Source organism: Paenibacillus shunpengii (assembly GCF_042684905.1).
Lineage (GTDB): Bacteria > Bacillota > Bacilli > Paenibacillales > Paenibacillaceae > Paenibacillus > Paenibacillus shunpengii.
This window is the reverse complement of the sequence record NZ_JBHUMJ010000006.1, coordinates 1-23,804: the sequence shown is the minus strand read 5'-3', so window position 1 is coordinate 23,804 and position 23,804 is coordinate 1. Positions and strand designations below refer to the sequence as shown.

22 protein-coding genes, 1 tRNA gene, 1 rRNA gene and 1 riboswitch are annotated in these 23,804 nt (G+C 44.9%); of the genes, 10 read left to right on the top strand and 14 right to left on the bottom strand.

Annotation, left to right across the window (positions count from 1 at the left end; genetic code table 11):
- The first annotated feature begins 48 nt into the window (after window positions 1-48).
- On the top strand, window positions 49-2,106 hold the full coding sequence (locus ACFSVM_RS19210) for a transglycosylase domain-containing protein (RefSeq protein ID WP_379263952.1): 2,058 nt from the start codon (window positions 49-51) through the stop codon (window positions 2,104-2,106).
- A 128-nt stretch (window positions 2,107-2,234) separates the two neighbouring features.
- Here ACFSVM_RS19210 and ACFSVM_RS19205 read toward each other — a convergent pair whose 3' ends face one another.
- Window positions 2,235-2,741 (bottom strand): YwhD family protein, encoded by a 507-nt coding sequence (locus ACFSVM_RS19205; RefSeq protein ID WP_076315739.1) that lies wholly within the window; start codon window positions 2,739-2,741, stop codon window positions 2,235-2,237.
- Between the two features lie 103 nt (window positions 2,742-2,844).
- On the opposite strand from ACFSVM_RS19205, the gene ACFSVM_RS19200 reads away from it, so the two are divergent.
- From ACFSVM_RS19200 to ACFSVM_RS19180, 5 genes are all read left to right on the top strand, one after another.
- A complete protein-coding gene (locus tag ACFSVM_RS19200) occupies window positions 2,845-4,827 on the top strand; it encodes a M1 family metallopeptidase (protein WP_076315740.1) in 1,983 nt (660 codons plus the stop codon).
- A gap of 12 nt (window positions 4,828-4,839) precedes the next feature.
- The gene (locus ACFSVM_RS19195; RefSeq protein WP_076315741.1) at window positions 4,840-5,661 is read left to right on the top strand and encodes a hypothetical protein; all 822 of its coding nucleotides are present in this window, start codon (window positions 4,840-4,842) and stop codon (window positions 5,659-5,661) included.
- 306 nt (window positions 5,662-5,967) lie between these two features.
- A riboswitch (cyclic di-AMP (ydaO/yuaA leader) is annotated at window positions 5,968-6,109 on the top strand.
- A gap of 6 nt (window positions 6,110-6,115) precedes the next feature.
- Window positions 6,116-6,583, top strand: a complete 468-nt coding sequence (locus ACFSVM_RS19190) for a C40 family peptidase (protein ID WP_076315742.1) — start codon at window positions 6,116-6,118, stop codon at window positions 6,581-6,583.
- A gap of 126 nt (window positions 6,584-6,709) precedes the next feature.
- On the top strand, window positions 6,710-7,207 hold the full coding sequence (locus tag ACFSVM_RS19185; protein ID WP_379263948.1) for a GNAT family N-acetyltransferase: 498 nt from the start codon (window positions 6,710-6,712) through the stop codon (window positions 7,205-7,207).
- Window positions 7,208-7,320: 113 nt separating this feature from the next.
- Window positions 7,321-7,683 carry a c-type cytochrome gene (locus ACFSVM_RS19180; protein WP_047914349.1) on the top strand — a complete coding sequence of 121 codons (363 nt, stop codon included), beginning with the start codon at window positions 7,321-7,323 and terminating at the stop codon, window positions 7,681-7,683.
- A 93-nt stretch (window positions 7,684-7,776) separates the two neighbouring features.
- Here the strand turns inward: ACFSVM_RS19180 and ACFSVM_RS19175 are convergent, their stop codons facing one another.
- Both ACFSVM_RS19175 and ACFSVM_RS19170 read right to left on the bottom strand, forming a co-directional pair.
- Window positions 7,777-8,073, bottom strand: coding sequence for a 4a-hydroxytetrahydrobiopterin dehydratase (locus ACFSVM_RS19175; protein WP_047914350.1), 297 nt, complete (start codon window positions 8,071-8,073; stop codon window positions 7,777-7,779).
- A 241-nt stretch (window positions 8,074-8,314) separates the two neighbouring features.
- Window positions 8,315-8,608, bottom strand: coding sequence for a hypothetical protein (locus tag ACFSVM_RS19170; protein ID WP_076315743.1), 294 nt, complete (start codon window positions 8,606-8,608; stop codon window positions 8,315-8,317).
- A 147-nt stretch (window positions 8,609-8,755) separates the two neighbouring features.
- Here ACFSVM_RS19170 and motA point away from each other — a divergent pair, with 147 nt between their 5' ends.
- Window positions 8,756-9,556: a flagellar motor stator protein MotA gene (gene motA / locus ACFSVM_RS19165; RefSeq protein ID WP_047914352.1), complete on the top strand. Its 801-nt coding sequence runs from the start codon at window positions 8,756-8,758 to the stop codon at window positions 9,554-9,556.
- On the top strand, window positions 9,543-10,337 hold the full coding sequence (gene motB, locus ACFSVM_RS19160) for a flagellar motor protein MotB (RefSeq protein ID WP_076315744.1): 795 nt from the start codon (window positions 9,543-9,545) through the stop codon (window positions 10,335-10,337). The genes motA and motB overlap by 14 nt, the downstream gene beginning before the upstream one ends.
- Before the next feature lie 90 nt (window positions 10,338-10,427).
- Here the strand turns inward: motB and ACFSVM_RS19155 are convergent, their stop codons facing one another.
- Window positions 10,428-11,129 (bottom strand): pseudouridine synthase, encoded by a 702-nt coding sequence (locus ACFSVM_RS19155; protein WP_076315745.1) that lies wholly within the window; start codon window positions 11,127-11,129, stop codon window positions 10,428-10,430.
- 34 nt (window positions 11,130-11,163) lie between these two features.
- Window positions 11,164-13,467 carry a PAS domain S-box protein gene (locus ACFSVM_RS19150; RefSeq protein WP_076315746.1) on the bottom strand — a complete coding sequence of 768 codons (2,304 nt, stop codon included), beginning with the start codon at window positions 13,465-13,467 and terminating at the stop codon, window positions 11,164-11,166.
- A gap of 387 nt (window positions 13,468-13,854) precedes the next feature.
- Between ACFSVM_RS19150 and tadA the strand changes: the two genes are divergently transcribed.
- Entirely contained in the window at window positions 13,855-14,370 is a 516-nt protein-coding gene (gene tadA, locus ACFSVM_RS19145) for a tRNA adenosine(34) deaminase TadA (RefSeq protein ID WP_076315747.1), read from the top strand.
- A 3-nt stretch (window positions 14,371-14,373) separates the two neighbouring features.
- Window positions 14,374-14,937, top strand: coding sequence for a GNAT family N-acetyltransferase (locus ACFSVM_RS19140; RefSeq protein ID WP_379263943.1), 564 nt, complete (start codon window positions 14,374-14,376; stop codon window positions 14,935-14,937).
- Window positions 14,938-15,084: 147 nt separating this feature from the next.
- On the opposite strand, the gene ACFSVM_RS19135 is transcribed toward ACFSVM_RS19140, so the two are convergent.
- From ACFSVM_RS19135 to rrf, 9 genes are all read right to left on the bottom strand, one after another.
- A complete protein-coding gene (locus ACFSVM_RS19135; protein WP_379263941.1) occupies window positions 15,085-16,167 on the bottom strand; it encodes a hypothetical protein in 1,083 nt (360 codons plus the stop codon).
- Window positions 16,168-16,480: 313 nt separating this feature from the next.
- The gene (locus ACFSVM_RS19130; RefSeq protein ID WP_047914358.1) at window positions 16,481-16,633 is read right to left on the bottom strand and encodes a small acid-soluble spore protein P; all 153 of its coding nucleotides are present in this window, start codon (window positions 16,631-16,633) and stop codon (window positions 16,481-16,483) included.
- Window positions 16,634-16,646: 13 nt separating this feature from the next.
- The gene (locus tag ACFSVM_RS19125) at window positions 16,647-16,988 is read right to left on the bottom strand and encodes a hypothetical protein (RefSeq protein ID WP_076315749.1); all 342 of its coding nucleotides are present in this window, start codon (window positions 16,986-16,988) and stop codon (window positions 16,647-16,649) included.
- A gap of 130 nt (window positions 16,989-17,118) precedes the next feature.
- A tRNA-Ser gene (locus ACFSVM_RS19120) sits at window positions 17,119-17,207 on the bottom strand.
- Between the two features lie 134 nt (window positions 17,208-17,341).
- A complete protein-coding gene (gene serS, locus ACFSVM_RS19115) occupies window positions 17,342-18,625 on the bottom strand; it encodes a serine--tRNA ligase (RefSeq protein WP_076315750.1) in 1,284 nt (427 codons plus the stop codon).
- Between the two features lie 123 nt (window positions 18,626-18,748).
- Window positions 18,749-19,333, bottom strand: coding sequence for a pyridoxal 5'-phosphate synthase glutaminase subunit PdxT (gene pdxT / locus ACFSVM_RS19110; RefSeq protein WP_076315751.1), 585 nt, complete (start codon window positions 19,331-19,333; stop codon window positions 18,749-18,751).
- 533 nt (window positions 19,334-19,866) lie between these two features.
- The gene (locus ACFSVM_RS19105; RefSeq protein WP_379263938.1) at window positions 19,867-21,291 is read right to left on the bottom strand and encodes a D-alanyl-D-alanine carboxypeptidase family protein; all 1,425 of its coding nucleotides are present in this window, start codon (window positions 21,289-21,291) and stop codon (window positions 19,867-19,869) included.
- A 350-nt stretch (window positions 21,292-21,641) separates the two neighbouring features.
- Window positions 21,642-23,105 (bottom strand): IMP dehydrogenase, encoded by a 1,464-nt coding sequence (gene guaB / locus ACFSVM_RS19100; protein ID WP_076315752.1) that lies wholly within the window; start codon window positions 23,103-23,105, stop codon window positions 21,642-21,644.
- Between the two features lie 340 nt (window positions 23,106-23,445).
- Window positions 23,446-23,562: ribosomal RNA gene (rrf, locus tag ACFSVM_RS19095) — 5S ribosomal RNA — on the bottom strand.
- Window positions 23,563-23,804: the final 242 nt, after the last annotated feature.

Here is a 23,804-nt window from a genome sequence, read left to right as displayed (position 1 = left end):
CCCATACTGGTACATAAGGTTATTTTTGGAATGAAGGGAGGGCTCCATTTGTCACAAACTGAAGAATCCACGAAAAAGAAAACAAGCCGCACCATGAAGGTTCTGAAAGTACTAGGCATTCTGGCGCTCACGGGCATTGTGCTAACTACAGTGCTTGTCATCTATCTATATGCTACGAGCCTCCCTCTCGCAGATAATGACCGAAATTCAAGGCTGTTTGATATCAACGGTGAGGTCATCGCTACATTTTCCTCCAGTGGGAAGGATTCGACTCCTGTGAAGCTGGATCAGATTGCCCCTGAATTAAAAGAGGCTACCATTGCCGTCGAGGACCGCAAATTTTATGAGCATTATGGCTTTGATATTGTAGGCGTGGGACGAGCTATTCTCGTAAACATCAAGGAAATGAGCATGGCACAAGGTGCAAGTACATTGACACAGCAGCTTGCCAGAAATCTGTATTTAACCCATGAGAAGACATGGTCACGAAAAATAAAAGAGGCGGTCTATACAGCCCAGCTTGAAATGAATTTTACAAAAGACGAAATTCTACAAATGTATCTGAACGAAATCTACTATGGTCACGGAGCCTATGGAATTGAAGCGGCATCTCAGCTCTATTTCGGCAAGTCGGCGGCAGATCTTACGCTTGCGGAGAGCTCACTTCTCGCCGGTGTCCCCAAGGGTCCTACTTACTACTCGCCGTACAATAATATGAAGAAAGCAAAGGATCGGCAGAAGATTGTTCTCAGCGCTATGGTCGATACAGGTGATATTACACAGAGTGAGGCTGACACCGCATACAATGAAATGCTGGATATCAAGCCGCAAAGTGAACGGAAAACAAATGAAGAGGCTCCGTATTTCCGTGATTATATCCGTAATGTGGTCGTTAATGAGCTGGGCATTGATTCTTCACGTCTGGATCACGGAGGACTTAATATTTACTCGACCATTGATATGCGGATGCAACAAGCTGCTGAAGACACAGTGGCCCGCATAATGGATCCGAAGAGTCAGCTTCAAGTCGGCCTGGTCTCCATTGACCCGCGCGATGGATATGTAAAAGCAATGGTGGGCGGCACCAATTATCTGACGAGTCAGTATAATCATGCACTGGCCAGTAATCGCCAGCCGGCCTCCTCCTTCAAGCCGATCATGTATCTAACGGCCATTGAATCCAAACAGCTCACCAGTGTTTCTCTATTCGAGAGCAAACCGACGGTATTCCATTACGATAATGACCGAAAGACCTATGAGCCCAGCAATTTTGGCGAGAAATATCTTGGCTGGATTGATATGCGCAAGGCGATTGCCGTTTCGGATAATATTTATGCAGTCACTACACTGATGCAAATCGGATATGAGCCGGTTATTGCCATGGCCCACAAATTAGGGATAACCAGCTCGCTCAGCGGAGTGCCTTCGCTTGCCCTCGGCACCTCCCCTGTGAGCGTGTTTGAAATGGCCTCAGCATACAGTGTGCTTGCCAATGAAGGACAGCGAAATGCCCCGATTGCCGTGCTTAAGATTACGGATGCGGCTGATCGCATCGTGTATAAAGTTCCGGAGCAGGCATCCGAACAGGTCGTTGACCCGGCCTCAGCGTATGTAATAACCAATCTGCTGGAGAGTGTATTTGATACGGGAGGTACAGCTCACCGGGTTGCGGGCAAGCTTGCAAGGCCTGTCGCGGGCAAGACAGGCACCACGAGCTCCGATGCCTGGATGGTGGGATATACACCGGAACTCGCGACCGCTGTGTGGGTTGGCTACGATGAAGGAAAAGAGATTACAACAACGGAGAGCCGCAGGGCTGCTCCGATCTTCGCCGAATACACAGAGAAGGCGCTTGAGAATGTGCCTCCAAAAGTATTTCCTGTGCCTGAAGGCGTGACCAGTGTTTATGTCGATCCGACAACTGGCAAGCTTGCCGGCAATTATTGTGAGAATCGCAGGCTCGAAGTATTCCTTCGCGGCACAGAGCCGGCCGAATATTGTACCGAGCATTATGCTGAGCCGGAACAAGACTCGACGGAGCAGGATATTGAGAGAGAACGAGATGATACTTGGTGGGATCACTTTAAGAATTGGTGGACCAAATAAGCCTGAAACCTGGGTTTTACGTACGTGCTTGGTGACTCCGTGCCCGGGCAACGGCACGATTAAACAGCAAAGAACCGCAGAGCTGATGAACTTCAGCCCTGCGGTTCTTTTAGATTTGAACAATATTATCAGCTTTCCAGCGCTTGCTTCAATTCTTCTGGAGAAGCATTCCACCAGTCCTCATTATGAGCTATAAGCAGCTTCTTCAATGCTGCTTTCTCTTCTGCTCCCAGCCCATCCAGCATGATCCGGCGCTTCATTGCATAATCCATCTTGTTCACATGATCGGCGAGAATCTTCCAGCCCCTTCTCGCTTCCGTATCAATCCACATTTCGCAAGCAGTGGCGCCTGCATACAGCTGCCCTTCCGGAGTACGGTCCACTGCCACCCATACGAGCCACACCTGGCGGCCGTTCGGCACATCTGCCTTATCCGCAGAGAATTTAATCCCCCGCTCCACTTTGCTCTTCGCATGCATGGCGCCAATATCAATCTTCGCCTCTCCAGCATCAATAATGACAGGAGATAAGTTGTTCAGATCAATGGATCCTGCACCAAATCCTTTATGCTTGCTCTTACTGCTTACAATATTCAAGGCAATTTGTTTCTTGCCGCTTTGACCGTTTTGTTCCATTGATTATGGCCTCCAAAAGTTGATACCAATATTTTAACTAATATTTGTCCCGTTGCAAACATATACATGCCTTAGATGCTTGTCAACGGGAGGTATATAATGTATGACCCCAGTTCGCGCGAAAGTTATTCTATCTTCTATTATTGCTGTCTGTGTCCTTGGCGGCACACTGCTGCTCAGTCTAAGCGGCTCCCCGGATGCTCTACCTGCTCTCGCACCAAATACGGCCAAGCCTGGGGCTAATCCAGCACCTGCACCGGTACAGGAAAGCGTTCAAACTCCTCGAGCTGAAGTGCTGAGCGACCGCATTGTCGAATATCACATTGACGTGCAGCTGACCGAAGAGAACACCTTAAAAGGCACCTCCATCATGACTTGGACACATCCGGGAACCAAAACCGTAAATGAATTATATTTTCATCTATATCCCAATGCTTTCTCCTCTGATCAGACAACCTTTATGAAGGAGTCCGGCGGAAAGCTTCGAGGTGATGTTATGCCGAAGGACGGCTATGGCTCCATGAAGCTTACCGAGATCAAAACGACAGAAGGATTGTCGCTATTGCATCGCATTCAGTATGTCCAGCCGGACGATGGCAATATGAACGACCGCAGTCTTGTGAAGGTTCGTCTGCCCAAGCCTGTCAAAGGGGGCGAAAGCATTACATTGAACATAGCCTTTGAAGTCGAGCTGCCTAAAATTTTTGCCCGGATGGGTACAGCCGATGAATTTGTCATGGCAGGTCAGTGGTTTCCTAAAATAAGTGTCTACGAGCCTGCTGGCAGACGTAATCGGACAACCGAGGGATGGAACCTTCACCAATATCATGGGAACTCAGAATTCTATTCCGACTTCGGCATTTATAGTGTACGGATAAAAGTCCCTGAGGATTATATCGTCGCTGCAACCGGATTCCCGACCAAGCCATACACGAAGCAGGATGGCCAGAGGATTTACCAGTTCTATGCTGATGATGTTCATGATTTTGCCTGGGCGGCTTCACCGAACTTTATCGTAGCTGAGGAGCCATTCTCCTCACCAAATGTTCCGGGAGTACGCATTAAGCTGTATCTTGATCCGGCTCATGCGGATCTGAAGGATCGCTATTTTTACGCAGCCAAATCTGCACTTTCTAATTACAGCGACTGGTACGGAAGGTACCCTTACTCTACCCTGTCCATCGTTGTTCCTCCTATAGAAGCGAATGGCGCGGGAGGAATGGAATATCCGACACTGATTACTGCCTTTGGCGCGGATGACACCTCTCCTGGTTATGAGCTCGAGAGAACCGTCATTCACGAGATTGGCCATCAATATTTCTATGGCATGATCGCGAGCAATGAATTTGAAGAAGCTTGGCTGGATGAAGCATTCACCTCCTATGCAGAAGATCGCCTAATGGAACAGGAATATGGTCTAACTCCCAATCTGCCGCTGCAATCTGCATCGATGAGCTCGCCTGCTCCACTTACACAGGAAGCCTGGAAGTATGACTCTCATAATCACTATGCAGAGAATGTATACACAAGAGGCAAACTCGTCCTCCTGGGTATAGAACAGCAGGTGGGTACCAAGAAGATGGATCAGATTATGGCTACCTATGCAGCCAAGTATCGGTTCAAGCATCCGACGACTGCTCAATTCCAAAAGGTTGTAGAGCAGGTTACCCGCAGATCGTGGGACACCTATTTTGACCAATATATTTATGGCAGCCAAATGGCTGATTTCTCCGTAGATTCCATCGCCATCAAGGAACAGGGGACATCCGAGGAGCCAAGCTATATTTCCTCGATCAGAGTGGCGAAGAATGCAGGCGATTACTCAGAGATTCCTATCGTATTTACTTTTGCAGACGGGCATATGATTCGCAAGGTATGGGACGGTAAAGGTGGAGAAATCATCTACAACCTGACTTACAAATCTCCGCTGGATTGGGCAATGGTTGATCCTGAGTACTCCATCACACTTGAGAACAAGCATATGAACAACTACTTAAAAGCTGAAGGAGATGAAGTATTGGAGACCCGGTTTAATATCAGTATTACCAAAGTGTTGGAGCTCTTGCTCGGAAGTCTGTCATGGTGAGGTGTATAGTGGATGAAATCTTATCTCTCCGAAGGTTTTAAGTTAGTGAAGCGTCATTTTCTAATCGTCATCTTCTTGTTTCTGTACCAACTGCTATGGGGTGTTCTTCTGTACAAAGTCGTGTCCTCTGCGGTCATCCCCTTGCTTATGCGCTATCCAGATCCCCCTCCTCATGAGCTCAGCCAGATCTTGTTCTGGTTAGAGGGGCAGATCAGCTTGAGCACCAGCTCCACAGTCCATGAATATGTATGGCTGCTTGTCCTCATGTTCATTTTAAGGATGCTCATTACTCCACTGATTCGGGCGGGTTTGTTCCACAGCCTTCATGAAGAGTCAAGCACCAAAGGCTTCTCCTTTTTTCGAGGGACACTTAAGCACTGGAAAAAGACATCGTTACTCTATCTCATTGAGATCATATTGCTGCTGCTGCCTGCCTACTGGATCCTTCCAAAGGTGCTCCCCATTCTCATGAATGCAGTCTACAATCAGAATCTTCTTCTGCAGGCGGCTCCTTACGTCATCTTATGGATCGTTTATGCCTACATCATCAAGCAGCTGCTCCTATATGTCCAGTTTGGACTGACAGGCAATCGAAGCGGCCTTGGTGCTGTATGGATCTGCCTCCGTCATGCACTTCCTGTCACTGGAGTTGCCCTGACACTTAGCACACTTGCCATTCTGCTGTTCAGTGCTTTCACGGCCGTATCTCTCATATGGACAGGACTTTTAGCCCTGATTCTTCAGCAGTCTTATCATCTCGTTCGATCACTCATCAATGTATGGAAGATTAGTTCTCAATTCAGTATTTGGCGATCCAATAGCGAAGATGCCTGAATTTATTGTCTCAATTAATATCCTACCTCTCTTGTCCAAACCGCACTCCAGCGCGAATACAACGCTTTCATAGCAGAAATTAAGTCCGACTGCTTAACGTCAAAAAAGTTCACAAGTCTCGCTCTTTTCCTAGAGTGAGGCTTGTTTTTTGTAATATTTTATCTAAAAAACGATTGCCAAATTTACACAATCTCTGTTACAATAGGCCCAGAACTTCTAGTAACAACTTTGTAATAATTGTTGTAACTTTTACTAACTAACTAAGTACATAGTCTTACAAGAGTGAGCGACTTTCACAGGTGCACATCATTAGAACAGCCAAATTCCTGGCATCTGGGAAGCGGGGGAACCACTTTTATGGGTGAATTGATCTCGCAACGTAAGTGATCATAGGGGAACCTTCTACCGAATCCTTAAGCTAACCTCGCAGGCATTGGAAGGGGATTATTTTTTCTTGAAAAAGTCACTAACTGCTGCAGCACTGAGTCTTGCTATTGCATTCTCCATCGGAACAGGAAGTGCATTCGCCGATTCCAAAATGGACAAGGTCATTGATAACGCTAAGGGAACCGAATATAAATATGGCGGTACGACTTTAAACGGATTTGATTGCTCTGGTTTTACCATGTATGTATTTGATAAACTCGGCATCGATCTGCCTCATCAATCTGGTTCTCAATACAAAATGGGCAAGTCTGTATCCCGTTCTGAGATGAGACCTGGCGACCTTGTATTTTTTAACACAAGCGGAAATGGTGTATCCCATGTCGGCATCTTCGTAGGTGACGGTAAATTTGCACATGCTTCCTCCTCCAAAGGAGTTATTATCAGCAAGCTGGACGAGAGCTACTATGAAAAACGTTACATTGGTGCAAAACGTATCATGAGTACAGAAGAATACGAAACTGCTGCATTAGATTAAGCAACATTGTGCTGGAACGAACCTTATAGCTCGAAGATTAGATTACTAAATAGTAATCCATCTTCGGGCTTTTTATATTATATTAGGGATGACTATTGGATGAGGGATGGCAAAGGAGACGATGACATGACGCAGAAAGGAACGACCTTTCATGCCCTTCCTATGAGTGAAGAGCATGCAGCTGAGATCTGCACTTGGCAGTACGAACCTCCTTATAACATATACGGCTGGCTGCCCTGGGAGCAGATGAAGGCACTTGAGATTGAATTCGGCGACCCTAAGCTCCGAGATACACAGTATTTATCCATTGTAAATGATACTGGTGAGCTATATGGCTTCGCACAATTATTTCCTCTAGCCGGTGTGACCCGGCTTGGTCTAGGCTTGAGACCTGACCTGTGTGGGCAGGGGTTAGGGGCTCCCTTTGTAAGCACCATTGTACAGGAGGCTGCTTCCCGGCAGCCGCAGAATGAGATTGATCTTGAAGTTCTCACCTGGAATAAAAGAGCGATCCGCACTTATGAAAATGCGGGATTTACCATTCATGATACCTATGAGCGTCTTACTCCAGAGGGCCCCAAGTTGTTCTTCTGTATGGTGTATACCGGAGTAAAGCTCAAATAGACATGATTGTCTCTCCTAACTTTTGTTTAAATATTTACCATAAAATACTATGAAGCAGGTTCATGATCCTTTATAATAAATGAAGGATTGTACATAGTAGGAGGACACAACGAATGAAGAAATGGATCATGAGTGGGTTATTTTTCTTCGCTTGCGCTTTTGCCCTCGTGTTAATGTTTACGGTTCCAGGAAGAGAACATGTGGCTGAAGAGGAACAGCCTCCGGCAATGCCCGAGGTAACGCTAGACGCTGCGGCTGCTGAGGAGAAGGCGAAGGCAAGCTGTATTACTTGTCACGGTAACCAACTGGAAGGCGGTATGGGACCGTCACTGCAAACCATTGGTGCAGAACATGATGCCAATAAGCTGTACCAGATTATTAGTGAAGGCACAAGCGGCGGGATGCCGGCGTTTGAAGGTCAGCTCACAGAAGAAGAGATTGCGAACCTTGCTTTGTGGCTGGCCGAGAAGAAGTAGAATCATATAACTTAAATAAAACACGCCTGCAAGAGTTTGTATCTGTCATCAGAACGCACTCCTACAGGCGTGTTTTGTTAATTCCATTGCAGCTTAATTTTGCATCATTCTATCGTAAGCTTCATTATATTGTTGTGCTTCTTTAATATCGATCGCTGTTATTCCTCCATCATCCCATGAAGTGAGCCGCAGTGTGACCACTTTATGATCGATGGTGATAAAAGGGTGATGATTGAATGCTTCGGATATTAATCCGACTTCATCAACAAAGGCAATCCCCTTCATGAAGCTGGTAAACGTGAACTTACGGACAATCCAGCGCCCCTCTTCGTATTCCCAGCCCTCAAGTTTATCTAGATGAGCTTCTACTTCCTCTTGTGTAAAGACCATCGCTTCAATCTAACCTCCTTGATAAGACGTACTTACATTCAGCAGACCCGGTGCCTCACGTAAATACAGGCACTGCAATAAATGCAGTAAAAGAATGCTAAGCATATCAGCAAGCTTAGGTGCAATTCTATCTCTATATTTACTGATATCTTACAATAAGGAACCGTTTGCTATCTGGTAAACGGCTTATCGTGTTCCATCTTATCATGTAAGCGATCCTAATTCCAGCGCCCCATTAGCCCTAAATCAGGGTTACGAAGTCCAGTTCATCCTCGCCTATCAATATATTCAGACGATGATTTTCCTTATCGTGAATCACGACTCCACTTCCAACCGTGATCATGGATTCGCTTCCCAGCGCGTAGAACAAATCTTCTGCAAGCGCTTCATCCACCTCGCGTCGGTCTGCGGCTCCAAGCCGCTCCCAGTCCTCTTCTTCCATCTCGAAGAACGTATATCGATCCGGAATTTTTGCAATAGCCTTTATCAAATCTTCTAATATGTCGCTATACTCACGTCCATGTTTTACGCCCATATGTGTGTTCACTCCATTTTTAGTATCGTGTTTCTATTATACCGGAAAATTAACCCTTCACAAAAATGAATAACGTGTCGATAAATATTATAAATCAAAGGGATATCTTGAAAGGATTCAGATTAAATCTCATGGATGAGGTGTATGATGGAAATTTCAACAATTATTGGACTGATACTAGGGTTAGTGTCCCTAGTTGTAGGTATGATCTTTAAGGGTGCACCACTTATTAATTTGGTGAACAACCCTGCAGCTTACCTGATTATTTTTGGTGGTACGGCGGCTACTATTTTTATGGCATTCCCCATGTCAGAGGTCAAAAAAATACCCAAGCTGTTTAAGATTGTCTTCATGAAGCAGAAGATGATTGATAAGGTATCACTGATCAGCATGTTCTCCGAGTGGGCATCCATTACACGCCGCGAAGGACTCCTCGCACTCGAGGCAAAAGTAGATGAAATCGACGATAACTTCCTGCGCAGCGGGATGCGTATGATTATAGACGGCAATGATCAGGAATTTGTCAGTGACGTCTTGATGGAGGACATTCACGCAACGGAGGAACGACACAAGACAGGTGCATTGATCTTTTCTCAAATGGGTATGTATGCTCCTACGCTTGGTGTTCTTGGCGCGGTTGTCGGTCTTATCGCCGCCCTTGGCGATCTGAGTGATATGGACAAGCTGGCTCACGCCATCGCAGCTGCCTTTATTGCGACCCTGTTAGGTATATTTACAGGATATGTGCTCTGGCACCCTATTGCGAATAAGCTCAAGCGTATTTCCAAAAAAGAAGCCGAGCTTAAATTAATGATGGTCGAAGGTCTGTTGTCCATCCAATCCGGTGTATCCACCATTGCGATCAATCAGAAGTTGTCCGTATTCCTGACCCCGAGCGAACGTGCAGAGCTTGCAAGCAAGGAGGGAAGTACAGGTGAAAAAGACTAAGAAAAGACATGAAGAGCATGAAGAGCATGTAGATGAGAGCTGGCTGCTGCCCTACTCTGACCTCATGACATTGCTTCTTGCCTTGTTTATCACGTTGTTCTCCATGAGCTCCATTGACGCTCAGAAGTTTGAACAAATGGCGAGTGCTCTAAGCAGTGCACTTAATGGCGGTACAGGCGTTCTGGATAACAAGTCTGCCTTCCCCACCGATCCCAGCATGGACTTAGGCAATGAATCGACTCCGCCCAAAAATCCGGAGACTTCTCAAGAGGCTCAGCTCGCGAAGCAAGAGCAGGAAGAGCTGGAGAAGCTGAAGAAGCAGCTCGATCAATATATAAGCAAGAATGGTCTCACTGATCAGCTGGATACCAAGCTCAATCAATCACAGCTTATGATCACCATCGCGGACAATGCTGTCTTTGCTTCAGGGCAAGCGATAGTGAAGCCCGAGGCAAGAGTTCTAGCTAAGAATATATCCCGCATGCTTCAGCAATTTCCTGACTATGATGTCATTGTTACCGGTCACACGGATAATATGCCTATCAACAATGCACAATACAATGACAACTGGGATCTGAGCAGCGACCGGGCATTAAATTTCTTGAAAATTATGCTGCTGAACACGAATTTGGATCCTTCGAAATTTACACCTAGCGGTTATGGTGAATATCACCCTGTCGCTTCTAATGATACACCAGAAGGGCGAGCCCAGAATCGACGTGTCGAAATTTCAATTATTCGAAAATACACAGGCAGCTCTAACACGATGAGTGTGGAGTAATTAATCAACCGAACAGCGAATAGGTCAAATAAATGAGAAAGCCTCCACTCTTGATGGAGGCTTTCTTATATGGTCATTGCTCATACTTGTTTAGAACAACTTGTAATTCAATAGCTTCCCTAACTCCGATTTCTCCTGCTCGCTTAATTCTCTCCAGGTACCTGTCGCCTGCGACCCGAGATGAATGTTCATGATTCGAATTCTCTTCAGTTTACGCACTTCATATCCAAACGCACTGCACATCCGCCGGATTTGCCGATTCTTTCCTTCCGTCAGAATGATGCGAAAGGTCTTCTCGGAGATGCGAGTCACCGTACAAGGCAGTGTTCTCTCACCTAGAATCTTCACACCGCTGGACATTCCTCTCAGGAAAGACTCTGTCACCGGCCTGTTCACAGTCACGATATATTCCTTCTCATGCTTTCCTTCAGCGCGCAGAATTTTATTCACGATGTCTCCATCATTCGTCATTAAGATCAGACCCTCTGAATCCTTGTCCAACCGTCCAATAGGAAAAATGCGTTCTTTATGACCTACAAAATCGACGATATTCCCTTCAATGTGCTGCTCTGTTGTACTAGTAATGCCGACAGGCTTGTTTAATGCAATATATACGGTGTTGCCTTTGGCACGCAGCGGCTTCCCATCAACCAGCACTTCGTCCCCTTCCTCTGCCTGACTGCCCAGCACAGCCACAACTCCGTTAATTGTTACTTTACCGCTGTCTACCAGCTTGTCTGCCTCTCTTCGGGAACAATAGCCCGTCTCACTAATAAATTTATTAATTCGCATTGATTCACTCACCTAACATTAAAAATCTGGATACTTACATGACAACATCAGAAAGGTCGGTATCACCATCTTCGACCTCGGGTAAAAGAATCGTTACCGTTGTTCCTTTGCCCTTCTCACTTTCAATTTCCATCGTGCCTTTATGAGCCTGAATTAGTCGCTGACAGACCATAAGTCCGAGTCCGGTTCCTGTTTCCTTATTCGTAAAGAACGGCTCCCCAAGCTTATGCATAATTTCCTCCGGAATCCCGATGCCTTGGTCCGTTATTTGAATTCTAATCTGCTCATCCGGAGTCTTGGAGATCGCAATACGAATGGTTCCTCCATTCGGCATAGCTTCCATTCCATTTTTTAATATATTGATGAACACCTGCTTTAATTGATTCTCTCCGCAATGCACAATCGATGGTCCTTCTGCCTCAATATCGAATTCAATGCCGTGCATATGAGCCTGGCTGTCGAGCAGAGAAATGACATCTCCCATAATAAACCGGATGTCCTTCTGCTGGAAATTAACCGCCTGAGGCTTAGCCAATATGAGGAACTCACCGACAATCAAATTAATCCGATCCAGCTCTGACAGCATAAGGTCAATATGCCTCGGATTCAGCTTCTTGGTCTGCTGCTGCAGCTGAATGAAGCCACGAAGTGTTGTCAGGGGATTACGAATTTCATGGGCTACACCTGCTGCCAGCTGTCCAACGGTCGTCAGCTTCTCTGACCTGCGGAGCATTTCCTCCATCTGCTTGCGTCCCGTAATATCTCTGGAAATACTAATAAATCCGGTAATTCTGCCTTCGTTGTCCCTGATTGGTGCTGTGCTCACACTGACTTCAATTCTACTGCCATCCTTGGCTAAACGATAGGATTCGATATAAGGAACGGTTCGGCCCTCATGAAGCTTCTGTATCCGTTCCTTTTCTTCGACGATTAATTCATCAGGTACATTGGTCAGCGGTTTGCCGACAATCTCCTGACTAGTCCAGCCATATAATTGTTCAAAAGCCCGGTTTACCTGAATTACATTGCTGTTCTCATCTGTAATATGAATGGCATCTGCCGTCTGGTTAATAACCGATTCAAGATGCTCCTTCACTGCTCGATTTTCCTCATACATCTGCTTAAGACGATTCGTGTAATGACCGAGATTGCGAATCATCGCATTAATCCCGTTAGACAGCTGACCGAGCTCATCATGACGCTTCAGCTGCAATCCAATATTGAAGTGTCCGTCTGCCACCTCATTTACCTTAGAGAGTACAATTTGAATAGGTTTTGTATATGCAGAGGCCAATAAATAGCTGCCAAATATGACAATCTCCAATAACACGAGTGAAACGGCAATATGACTAACCAGCTGCTCTGTTATAACACCCTGGATCTCCTGATAATCAGTAATAATACTTATGATGTAAGAGCCGCCTTCTGGGTTCGGTATCGGAATCATATTCTTTAATACTTTCTTATTATCCACGTTCGCTACATAAGACACATTATTACCGGTTTCCATCGCTTTATGAATCGCTGTGCCATCTTCCTTGATCTGCCCATACTCATACGAGCCGAACATAATTGGCCGAGTCCCAAATTTATAGTTGAGCTCATCTGTCCCATCAGGTGCCATAGAGGGCTGTCCAAATGTGGACGGATTAATCCCTGCAATGGATAGAATGGATGGATTCACATCCTTTACCTTCTCAATCATTCCATCCGGACTTGAGAACACAACATAGTCTTCCACCTCAGACGCATTTAGAAAAGGGTTAATGATATAATTGCGTTCTCCGTCGTGATAATATCCCCAAATATTGATGTTATCCGGGTCAGAAGTAGCATATTCGAATCCATCGGACCAGTAGTGGTCATAGGTAATTCCCTGAGGTATTGTTACTTGATTGAAGGCAAACAGCTGTTTAAAAGCCTCGTACCAATAGGTCATTTTCTTGGTAGATAGGCCAATCTCATTCGGGTCAGAGGATTTACTCACAATGATATCGTCCTCTGTTTGAATCATGAGAGAAATATCGGTAACTCCGGTTTCTTCACTTAACTGTTCTAGCTGCTCTATCGTGACGTTCTTGATATCGGGATCTAATTGATTGGCTGCTATAATGGAAGCCAGCCATATGTTTTTGGATATCTGCTTCTTAATGGACTCCGTGCTATTCTGATTCTGCTCCACCGCAAGTGCAATTTGCTTGGCAGCCGAAACGGCCCGCTTCTCACTATCCTGCTGTAAATTCTCCTGGGTTGTGTAATAGCTTAATGCAATGTTGAGCCCGAGTATAATGAGTACCGAGAATGACATTACTAAAGATAATTTTATTTTAATGGACAAGACTTCAGCTCACCTCTTGGCTCATATCCTGGCGAAATGTGACTTTATTTACTACTTCTTAGGACTTTATGTATTTATAAAACCATCATACCTTTAAGTGGTCTATTTGAAAAGGAATCTGATTCGTAACTATGCAGTAATTTATAGGAATTTTCTCTTTATTGATTTGATATATCCTGAGGTTAAATCTACAATTAATTAAATAGGCTCGAAACGCGATATGAAAAATAATACACATATTTGTGCACAAATCCACAGGCCTTTGGATAATATGTGTACAAACTTGTTAGCAACTACAAGGTTATCCACAGAGTTATGCACAACATGTTAACAATCGAATATTTGTTCGTTGGATAATTGGAATAAGGAAAGGCAGGAACCGCATAAATGAACGAATTTCAGTCCCAAATCGGTAAAGACGAGGATTTTTTATTCACAGATGAGTATTGGATGAGAGAAGCCATAAGTGAGGCAATAAAGGCAGAGGCATTAGGTGAAGTGCCTATTGGAGCGATTGTAGTTAAAGACAATGAGATCATTGGCCGGGGATACAATCTTAGAGAGCTTCAATACGATGCGACAGCACATGCTGAGATCATTGCCATTAAACAAGCAAGCGAGCATTTGAAAGCATGGAGATTGCTCGACTGTAAACTCTATGTCACGCTCGAACCATGCCCTATGTGTGCGGGTGCCATCGTACAATCTAGAATCCCTCATGTTGTGTATGGAACAACGGATCCGAAGGCCGGCTGCGCTGGTACGCTCATGAATTTGCTTCAGGAATCTCGATTTAATCATCAGACCGAGATTACAAGTGGAGTGTTACAGGAGGAATGCGCTGCGCTGCTTACGTCCTTCTTTAGAAAGCTTCGCCGCAAGCCACGTTCGGAGGAGGAATAACGAGTGGACACGATCCTTCGAGATACACAACACGGCATCTATATCAGACCTTACGTGACAGAAGATACGGAAGCTTTACAGGCTATGTATATGGCCAGCAGAGAGCATCACGCCCCCTTTGAACCCATTAGGGGAGATGAATTTTACACCCTGGAATCCCTTAGAGATCGAATCCGATCCCGGCAGCAGGAAATCGATCAGGACCAAAGCTATTATTTTGGAGTTTTTGAGGGAGATACCGATAAGCTGATTGGACAGGTCAGTCTCACCAATATCGCACGCGGAGTGGCTCAGTATGCAGATTTAGGTTATTTTATGCATGTAGATTATATGGGTAAAGGCTATATGAGCGCAGCGGTTAAGCTGATCCTCTTATTTGCCTTCCGTTCACTTGAGCTTCACCGGATACAGGCATCCATTCTTCTTCACAATAAGGCGTCCCGCCGAGTCCTGGAGAAGAACGGCTTTGTAGCAGAGGGCATTGCCCGGGGATATCTGCTGATTGCTGGCCGCTGGCAGGATCACCAGATCTATTCTTTGTTAAATCCCAACGATGGACTTGACTAATGCCCCAATGAACTGCATGACCATCTGAGCAGCGCTAAAATCCATAATAAAAAACCCGTCGAGCTGACGGGTTTCCTTGTGTATAAAACCGATGAATCTCAATCGGATCATCATTTATAATAGCAATTTCATTATAACAATTCGGGATTAATAGCTGTAGTAAGACTCGTTCAATATCTCTTCGAACTCTTCCATGGTTACTACATCATCTCCCGCAGGAATACCAATGACGAATTCAGGCGTTTCGTTAATTTTGGAATAATGATTTGTGCCTGTCAGCGCAAGGTTAATAACCTCTTTTGTGTCGGGATCGTTGATCACGATATCCACAATTGCTTCTTGGTACGCAGGGATATTATCTTTATTAATCGCTGTATTGATGTTAAATGTGTTGATCGTCAGATAATTCTTCAGCTCTTCCAGATCTGCTGCCATTTGGCTTTGATCTGTAGCTGTAAGAGCTTCCTTCGCTTCTGCAATATCCTCATCTGTCAGCTGGAGCATCTCTTTGTATTCATCCTTGCTGATGATATCGAGTACTTTAGGCAGCGCGTTGTTTACCAAGACGGTAATGGCTTCCTTCACATTATCATTAGTAATCGCAAATTGTACGATTTGTTTGGCGTCTACATCCTCAGGAAGTGTAACTGCATCCGCCTCCAGGTTCTTGAAATACGTTTCCTGGTCGTATTCTGCAAGGACTGCCTCGCTAATCTCATTCGTCAGCGCCTGGGATTTAGCAACATCCATCGCTTCTGGATTCCACTCAACGCCTTCTTCCTCAGCAAGCTTCTTCATATCCAGCTCAATGTATTTACCAATTAGTGTTTCTGGCATTGGAAGCATAGGGATGTTCGGTACCTTAACGTATACCTTCTCCGTAGTCACAACCATTGGGATGTTATAGGTCATCTCCATGTCGCCCTTGATTGCAATGCCTAGTGTAAACTCTGCTTGCATCGGATCGTTCTGGAACACCCCATCAACCGTAAGCTCTGCATCCTTCAACATGGACATAATCATTGCCATATCATCGGAATTTTCTGCAGAGCTAAAGCTTAAGTTGTCAATTTTCACTTTGCTTGTCATTTCGTAAGAGGCCATTTCTGCCGCTTGTGTCGCCGCACTTTGTACCGCCTCTTTCGGTTCTTGCTTGGTTCCGCAGCCTGCCAGAATTAACACCATAGACAGCATTAATGCAAACAAGCCTTTCGTGAATCCTTTTCTCATTTGTTGTTTTTCCCCTTTCCAAAGCCACCATTTCCATAATCACACCATAACATAATAAACCATTAGCTCATAAGTATAAACACTTTTGGTCAATTTTGGTTCTATAGATTTATAAAAATCTAATTTAGTTAATTTCGTCTTTTTTCGACACCGTTTTATAAGCGTTTTCAAATTAAGGGTTACGACGATTTCTCTTGGCACCATGCGGATTTTCATCATTATGCAAAATAAAAAAGGCTCTGCTTTAAAAGCATGGCCTTTTCACAAAAATGCATTTATTATTACTCACTTACTAGCTACAAGCTATCCATAACTATCCTTCCGGATTGTTATGGTCCACATGATTGCGGTTCTTCACCTTTTTGGAGCCAGACAACGGCGCGGGACCCGAAGCATGATCACGCTTCTCTTTGCCCCCTTGTGAAGTCTGTGCTTCAGGGACAGGAACTGCTCTTGGCTTACCCATTCGTGAATTCCTCCTAAGGATTGGTTAGCTGCTGTACCGCTTGGGCACATTCATGGATATGACGAGTGTAATCCTGCGTCATCTGCTGTATTGCATCGGTGCGTTCATCAATATGAAGCCCGTCTTTTTCTACATCAATGAGATCTACCTTCACTTCACGGTTGTCCACATACGCACAGCGAAAATCAAATGAGTACAATTGACGTCCTGCCGCATCAATATGAATACGAATTGCTTGCTGATCCGCCTCATCGGCATGCACCTGAGCTTGATCTCCCTGATTCAGGATGACAGGCAGTCTTTCTTGCCAGGCATGAACAAGCTGATTTTGATCAATATCAAAACTTTGGCTCATTTATATTAGCACCTCCACACCTTATAAAGTGCGAAATACAGCTGCTTTTTATGCATTGCCCGTGTCATGAACCGATATAAAAACAAAAAAGCCATCTCTATAATAGAGAATGGCTTGATTATGTTATGTATGGCGGAGAGGATGGGATTCGAACCCATGTGGGCTTGCACCCTAACGGTTTTCAAGACCGCCCCGTTATGACCGCTTCGGTACCTCTCCAGGATAAAATAATGCTTTATTTAGCGTTACATTTATATAACGCGTAACAAAAATTATTTTATCACAGCTAGTACACAATTGCAAGTTGTTATTTATTATTTATATCCTAATCAGTAATATAGAAGACATCATCTTTACTTCTTAGATGTAATTTTCTCTACTCCACCCATATATGGAACGAGTACTTTTGGAATGATGACACTTCCATCTTCCTGCTGATAATTCTCCAGAATAGCTGCTACCGTTCTGCCTACCGCTAGTCCAGATCCGTTCAGTGTATGCAAAAATTCAGGCTTAGCCTTTGCTTCTCTGCGGAAACGAATATTTGCCCGTCTAGCTTGGAAATCCTCACAGTTAGAGCAAGAGGAGATCTCGCGGTACATCCCGCTCTCAGGCAGCCATACTTCAAGGTCATACGTCTTCGCTGACGTAAAGCCCATATCTGCCGTACAGAGCGCCATAACGCGATAAGGGAGCTCCAGAAGCTGTAGAACACGTTCTGCGTTGCGGGTCATCTCTTCGAGTTCTTCATAAGAGTTCTCAGGCAGCGAGAATTTCAGCATCTCTACTTTGTTGAATTGGTGCTGTCTGATCAGACCTCTTGTGTCACGCCCTGCCGATCCGGCTTCAGAACGGAAGCAGGAGCTGTAAGCAACAAATTTCTGAGGCAGTTCTTCTGCAGGAATAATTTCCTCGCGGTGATAGTTCGTTACCGGTACTTCTGCAGTTGGAATCAAGTAATACTCGGTATCCTTGATCTTGAACAGGTCCTCTTCGAATTTGGGCAGCTGCCCTGTACCATACAGACTATCCTGATTAACAATCATCGGAGGCAGAATCTCTTCATAACCATGATGATTACTATGAAGGTCCATCATGAAGTTAATCAATGCCCGCTCAAGACGTGCACCTAGACCTTTGTAGAAAGTAAATCTAGAGCCTGTTACTTTAGCAGCAGCTTCAAAATCAAGTATTCCCAGCTCCCCAGCCACATCCCAGTGCGCTTTCGGTGCGAAGCTGAACTCTCTTGCTTCAGACCAGCGGCGAACCTCAACATTGTCATCCTCAGAAGCACCTATTGGAACACTCTCATGAGGCAGGTTTGGAATTGCCATCGTCATATCATTGATATCGGATTCAAGCGTACGAATCTCTTCATCCATTTGCTTAATACGATCAGATACTTCGCGCATCTCCAGAATCAGCTCTTCTGCATCTTCTTTGTTCTTCTTACGCTTAGCCACTTCACCGGATACCGTATTCCGTCGATTCTTTAGGTGTTCTACCTCTTGCAGCAATTCGCGGCGACGCAGATCCAGCTTAGGGAATTCTGCAATAAGCTCCACTGATTTACCTCGGTTTTGAAGTGCTTGCTCTACTCGACCGAAGTCATTTCGTAATATTTTAACATCTAACACGAATAATCCCTCCTACGAAAACAACCTTGTCTGAAAAATAGCAAAAGCTTCTCCCGCATAGCTTATACAAGCCTGTGGGAGAAGTGTCCGTGCCTTACCCGGGCAAGATCGTTCAAAGTACACTTATCTCAAACGTTGCAGGCTGCCCTCTACCATCTGCACAAAATACTGATGTAATCGGTAATCATCCGTGAGCTCCGGATGGAAGGAGCATGCGAGCAAATGCCCTTGACGGGCTGTCACGATTTCATCTTGATACGTAGATAGAACCGTAACCTCATCTCCAATAGATTGAATGAGCGGAGCACGAATAAACACTGCACGTACCGTCTCTTCGATGCCAACCATCTGCAAGTCAGTCTCAAAGCTCTCACGCTGACGGCCAAAAGCATTTCTTGAAACCGTCATGTTCATCAGTCCGAGATGTGGTTCTTCACCGCCGGCAATCCGCTCAGCAAGCACAATCATACCAGCACAAGTGCCGAATATAGGCTTACCAGCAGCGGAAAAATGCCGAATTGCATCAATGAAGTTATACTTCCTCATCAGCTTACCGATGGTTGTACTCTCTCCACCAGGAATAATCAAACCATCTATTTCGTTTAATTGCTCCACCTTCTTAACAGAGACGCCTACACCACCAGCAAGCTCTACGCTTCGAATATGCTCAGCTACTGCACCTTGTAGCGCCAATACACCAATCTTCATCTCGGTTTCCCTTCTCTCTTACCATTCGCGATCGGATATACGTTCTGCTAGATATTTCAATCCCTTTCATAGGCGCACCGACTGCACGAATGTCTGAACTACCGCTCAAGAGCCATAACCGCAGTTGCACCTGATGAACTTTACCTGCTCTGCGTTTATGACGCCCATGATAACGCCGCCTTCTTGCATTTATGCCATGCCTCTTTTAACACGAGATGTTCTTTGTTTCCATATCCTTTTTTAGGCCCCCATAATATGCAACAGTTCTTCCACATAGGTCCCTATAAATAAGGTGTGTATACTTCGAAAAACATATTATATTTATCGACCATAAAATAGAATTCTAACTTGATATTTTACCTTAAACAACCTTATTATACAACAATTTTACTGGAATTGATGTTATAACCGATGATCACCTGGCCGTGAAAATGAACGTAGTGCATCTTGCTCTCATTGCCTGTCTAATTGTCATTATCTCCGCTGTGCACGATTTTATTTGACTTAAGTGATTTGGCTTGAGGTACCATCACTTAGAACAAATTTTTGATACTGTCGAACATATCACCGAAGAAGTCACCAATTGCACGGAACATTAGACTGAACCAGCCGGCTTTTTCTACAGGCCCTGAGGTTACCAGATTTACTGTTTGTACCTGTTCACTTGCCATTCCTTCAATTTTGTAAGTGTACGTGATCGTGCCTGCTTTGGCTCCAGCCTCTACAGGTGCAGTTAGTCCTTCTCCTTCAAAGCTTGTCTCAAAAGTTGGTGTCGGATTCTCTGTCCCTTTAGGTACGAGGAAATTCACTGCCTGTTCTGTTACGACTGGTGCTTCTTTCTCCTTACCTTTTAGCACTGGAGCTGTTTCTGCACCTGGAACGACGCTCTTGGCAGCTACGACCTGCTTCACCTCAAAATTATCGAAGCCGTAATCAAGCACCTTCTTCGTTTCAGTAAACCGGCTAGATTGTGAATCAGCACCCATAACGACACTTATCAGGCGCATCCCATCTCGTTCAGCCGTACCCGTAAAATTGTTGCCTGCTCTTGCCGTATGTCCTGTCTTTAATCCATCCAGACCCTCGTAAGCAAACTGCTTGAAGTTCGTAATGTCTTTGTTCGATTCAAGCATCCAGTTCCAGTTCACCATCGGCTCTTGATCCTTTTCGCGGAATTTTAGAGATGGAATCGCTGTATATTTCGCAAAATCGGGATGGTCAGTAATGATGTATTTAGCCAATATTGCTGCATCCATTGCTGACATCGTAATTTCCTGATCTTCAGCTGGACGGAATTCCTCAGGCATATCTGCACGGTCAAGGCCCGTCGAGTTGATGAAATGGGTTTTCGTTAATCCCATCCGCTTGGCTTCTTCATTCATGAGCTTAACAAACTCTTGTTCAGAGCCAGCGACATGCTCTGCAAGCGCCACGGTTGCGTCATTAGCTGATCCTACAGCCATCGCTATGTACAGCTCTTCTACTGTATGCGTGTCCCCTTCTGCCAGGAAGATCCGTGAGCCCTCACTGCTGGCTGCGTTTTTCTTGACCGTAACTTCTGTATCCCACGAAAGCTCCCCTTGTTTGACCTTCTCAGCTACAATGTACTCCGTCATCATCTTGGTCATACTCGCAGGTGCCAAAGCCTCGTCCGCATTGACAGATAGAAGCACCTCTCCTGTAGTTGGCTCCAACAATACTGCTGCCTTCACGTTAAGATTAACCGAGTCTGGAGACGGAACCTTAGCTGTTGCTGCTGTTGTTGCCGCAGTCGTTTCAGCTGTCGTATCTGTATTTGTTGTCGTTGCTGTGGCTACCGGAACGGAAGCTCCAAACACAGCTGCTGGAAGCACCGCCATGGAGAGCATGTTTATGACCATAACCGTAGCAATCCTCTTCTTCATTTTCGCCTTCTTTCCCTTAGTGGAATGCTCTAATAATTGGTTGTATTTCTTCAATGGAATAAATCCTCCTCTAATTTCTCAATCAATGTTGTGCAAAACCCAATGAAACAATCTAGTTACTTCGTATGCATGAATGCAATCGTGCCGAGATTAAGAATCTATATTCTATAACGCAGTCATCCCAAGCCACAGGAGATGCATTGAATGGTAGGCAGATTTATCACACTGTTGAAATGAGTTTAAAATAAGAGTTTCAACAGCGATTCATATAGCAGAACAAGCACTGTTTCATTTTAACACACGATATTGTGCAAAAAAAGACAGGTCAGGTTAATTTCAACCTGCCTGTCTATATTCATAAGATTCTATATGATGAAGAAATCATCCGTATAGAAAATTATATTCTACAAAGCGTAGTTAGGCGCTTCCTTCGTAATTTGTACGTCATGCGGATGGCTCTCGCGCAAGCCTGCATTCGTGATCCGAATGAACTGCGTGTCGTTACGAAGCTGATCCAGATTTTCTGTTCCGCAATAACCCATACCTGCACGAAGACCACCCATAAGCTGATGAACCGTGTCGCTTAGTGGACCTTTGTAAGCTACGCGTCCCTCAATTCCTTCCGGTACAAGCTTCTTGCTCTGATCATTATCTTGGAAGTAACGGTCTGCACTACCTTTCTTCATAGCGCTGATCGAGCCCATACCCCGATATCCTTTGAAACGACGGCCTTGGTAAATTTCAAACTCACCAGGGCTTTCTTCCGTACCTGCAAACAAGCTTCCCAGCATAACAGCATGGGCTCCAGCAGCAAGTGCCTTCGTAATTTCTCCGGAGTATTTAATACCTCCATCTGCAATGATAGGAACGTTATATTCTCTTGCAACAGAAGCACAATCGTAAATTGCAGTAACTTGAGGTACGCCGATACCTGCTACGACACGAGTCGTACAAATCGAACCTGGACCAATACCGACCTTAACTACAGATGCGCCGGCTTCGATAAGCTCACGAGTCGCTTCGCCTGTCGCCACGTTACCAGCAATGATCGTCAGTTCTGGGTATAGACCACGTAGTTTGCGAACTGCATCGATAATGTTTTTGCTGTGTCCATGAGCTGAATCGATGGAGATCAAGTCTACTCCGGCCTTAACCAGAGCTTCTGTACGCTCGTACAGATCTTGAGAGATACCAACCGCTGCACCCACCACAAGACGTCCTTGTGCATCTTTGGCTGCGTGAGGGAACTGGATTGCTTTTTCAATATCTTTGATCGTAATAAGCCCTTTGAGTGTATTCGTTTCATCAACCAAAGGAAGTTTCTCAATTTTATGCTTTTGCAGGATCTCTTCAGCCTGATCCAAAGTTGTACCCACCGGTGCAGTAACCAAGTTCTCGCTTGTCATTACTTCGGAGATTTTGATGTTGTAATCATGGATGAAACGCAAATCGCGGTTAGTAAGGATACCAACAAGCTTCTGCTGATCATCCACGATAGGAACACCAGAGATACGATATTTAGCCATAACTCCTTCGGCATCGGATACCAAATGATCTCTAGTCAATGAAAAAGGATTTGTAATGACGCCACTCTCGGAACGCTTAACACGATCCACTTCCTCTGCTTGCTGCTCTGCTGTCATATTCTTATGAATAATACCAATACCGCCTTCTCTTGCGATGGCAATAGCCAAAGGAGCTTCTGTAACAGTGTCCATTGCAGCACTAATGAGTGGAATATTAAGCTTGATATTCTCGCTCAAACGAACCGATACATCAACTTGTTTAGGCAAAACCTCAGATTTACGAGGCACCAACAATACATCATCAAACGTTAAACCTTCTTTACCGAACTTATCTTCCCACACCAGGATGTTCCTCCTTTATTTATATAGCCTTAAAGATCCGAAAATCAGCCCCATTTGAGAACTTTCGACCGTTTTCTGAAAATATATTATTGCCATCTTAGCAAAGGCCCATTTGGACTGTCAAGGAAAAGTAACCTGCTATGAAAGAGTGTATTGCACTAGAAAAACAAGTGTATCTGACATGCGGACAAAACCTAATTTAATCCAGTACTGACACTCTTACTTCGAAGAATTGTATTTCAATGAACTTACACCATCTATGATATAGAATGCATCTTTTTCAAGTAATTTATCGCTAAAAAAATAAAAAAACCACCGTCGTAATCGACAGTGGTTCTTTGCTTGGCGACGTCCTACTCTCCCAGGACCCTGCGGTCCAAGTACCATCGGCGCTGGAGGGCTTAACGGTCGTGTTCGGGATGGGTACGTGTGGAACCCCTCCGCTATCGCCACCAAACATGATTTTTGCGCTGTGATATCTTCGGCGAATCATCACCAGCAAAATATCAATCCTTAAAAAGGACATGCAGCGTAAAATCTTTACAAGGAATTTACTCCCTGAAAACTAGATACGAAACAATTCACGATTTTTTGTGCTTTTGCTTTCGAAGCAAGTTTTCTTCGAAAACTCTTAGGATAAGCCCTCGACCGATTAGTACTGGTCAGCTCCATGCATTGCTGCACTTCCACCCCCAGCCT

Excerpts from the sequence above, each read along its gene's own strand:
- ACFSVM_RS19205 (WP_076315739.1), bottom strand. The coding sequence starts at position 2,741 with ATGGAACAAAACGGTCAAAGCGGCAAGAAACAAATTGCCTTGAATATT.
- ACFSVM_RS19200 (WP_076315740.1), top strand. The coding sequence starts at position 2,845 with ATGACCCCAGTTCGCGCGAAAGTTATTCTATCTTCTATTATTGCTGTC.
- ACFSVM_RS19195 (WP_076315741.1), top strand. The coding sequence starts at position 4,840 with ATGAAATCTTATCTCTCCGAAGGTTTTAAGTTAGTGAAGCGTCATTTT.
- ACFSVM_RS19185 (WP_379263948.1), top strand. The coding sequence starts at position 6,710 with ATGACGCAGAAAGGAACGACCTTTCATGCCCTTCCTATGAGTGAAGAG.
- ACFSVM_RS19180 (WP_047914349.1), top strand. The coding sequence starts at position 7,321 with ATGAAGAAATGGATCATGAGTGGGTTATTTTTCTTCGCTTGCGCTTTT.
- ACFSVM_RS19175 (WP_047914350.1), bottom strand. The coding sequence starts at position 8,073 with ATGGTCTTTACACAAGAGGAAGTAGAAGCTCATCTAGATAAACTTGAG.
- ACFSVM_RS19170 (WP_076315743.1), bottom strand. The coding sequence starts at position 8,608 with ATGGGCGTAAAACATGGACGTGAGTATAGCGACATATTAGAAGATTTG.
- motA (WP_047914352.1), top strand. The coding sequence starts at position 8,756 with ATGGAAATTTCAACAATTATTGGACTGATACTAGGGTTAGTGTCCCTA.
- ACFSVM_RS19155 (WP_076315745.1), bottom strand. The coding sequence starts at position 11,129 with ATGCGAATTAATAAATTTATTAGTGAGACGGGCTATTGTTCCCGAAGA.
- tadA (WP_076315747.1), top strand. The coding sequence starts at position 13,855 with ATGAACGAATTTCAGTCCCAAATCGGTAAAGACGAGGATTTTTTATTC.
- ACFSVM_RS19135 (WP_379263941.1), bottom strand. The coding sequence starts at position 16,167 with ATGAGAAAAGGATTCACGAAAGGCTTGTTTGCATTAATGCTGTCTATG.
- ACFSVM_RS19130 (WP_047914358.1), bottom strand. The coding sequence starts at position 16,633 with ATGGGTAAGCCAAGAGCAGTTCCTGTCCCTGAAGCACAGACTTCACAA.
- ACFSVM_RS19125 (WP_076315749.1), bottom strand. The coding sequence starts at position 16,988 with ATGAGCCAAAGTTTTGATATTGATCAAAATCAGCTTGTTCATGCCTGG.
- pdxT (WP_076315751.1), bottom strand. The coding sequence starts at position 19,333 with ATGAAGATTGGTGTATTGGCGCTACAAGGTGCAGTAGCTGAGCATATT.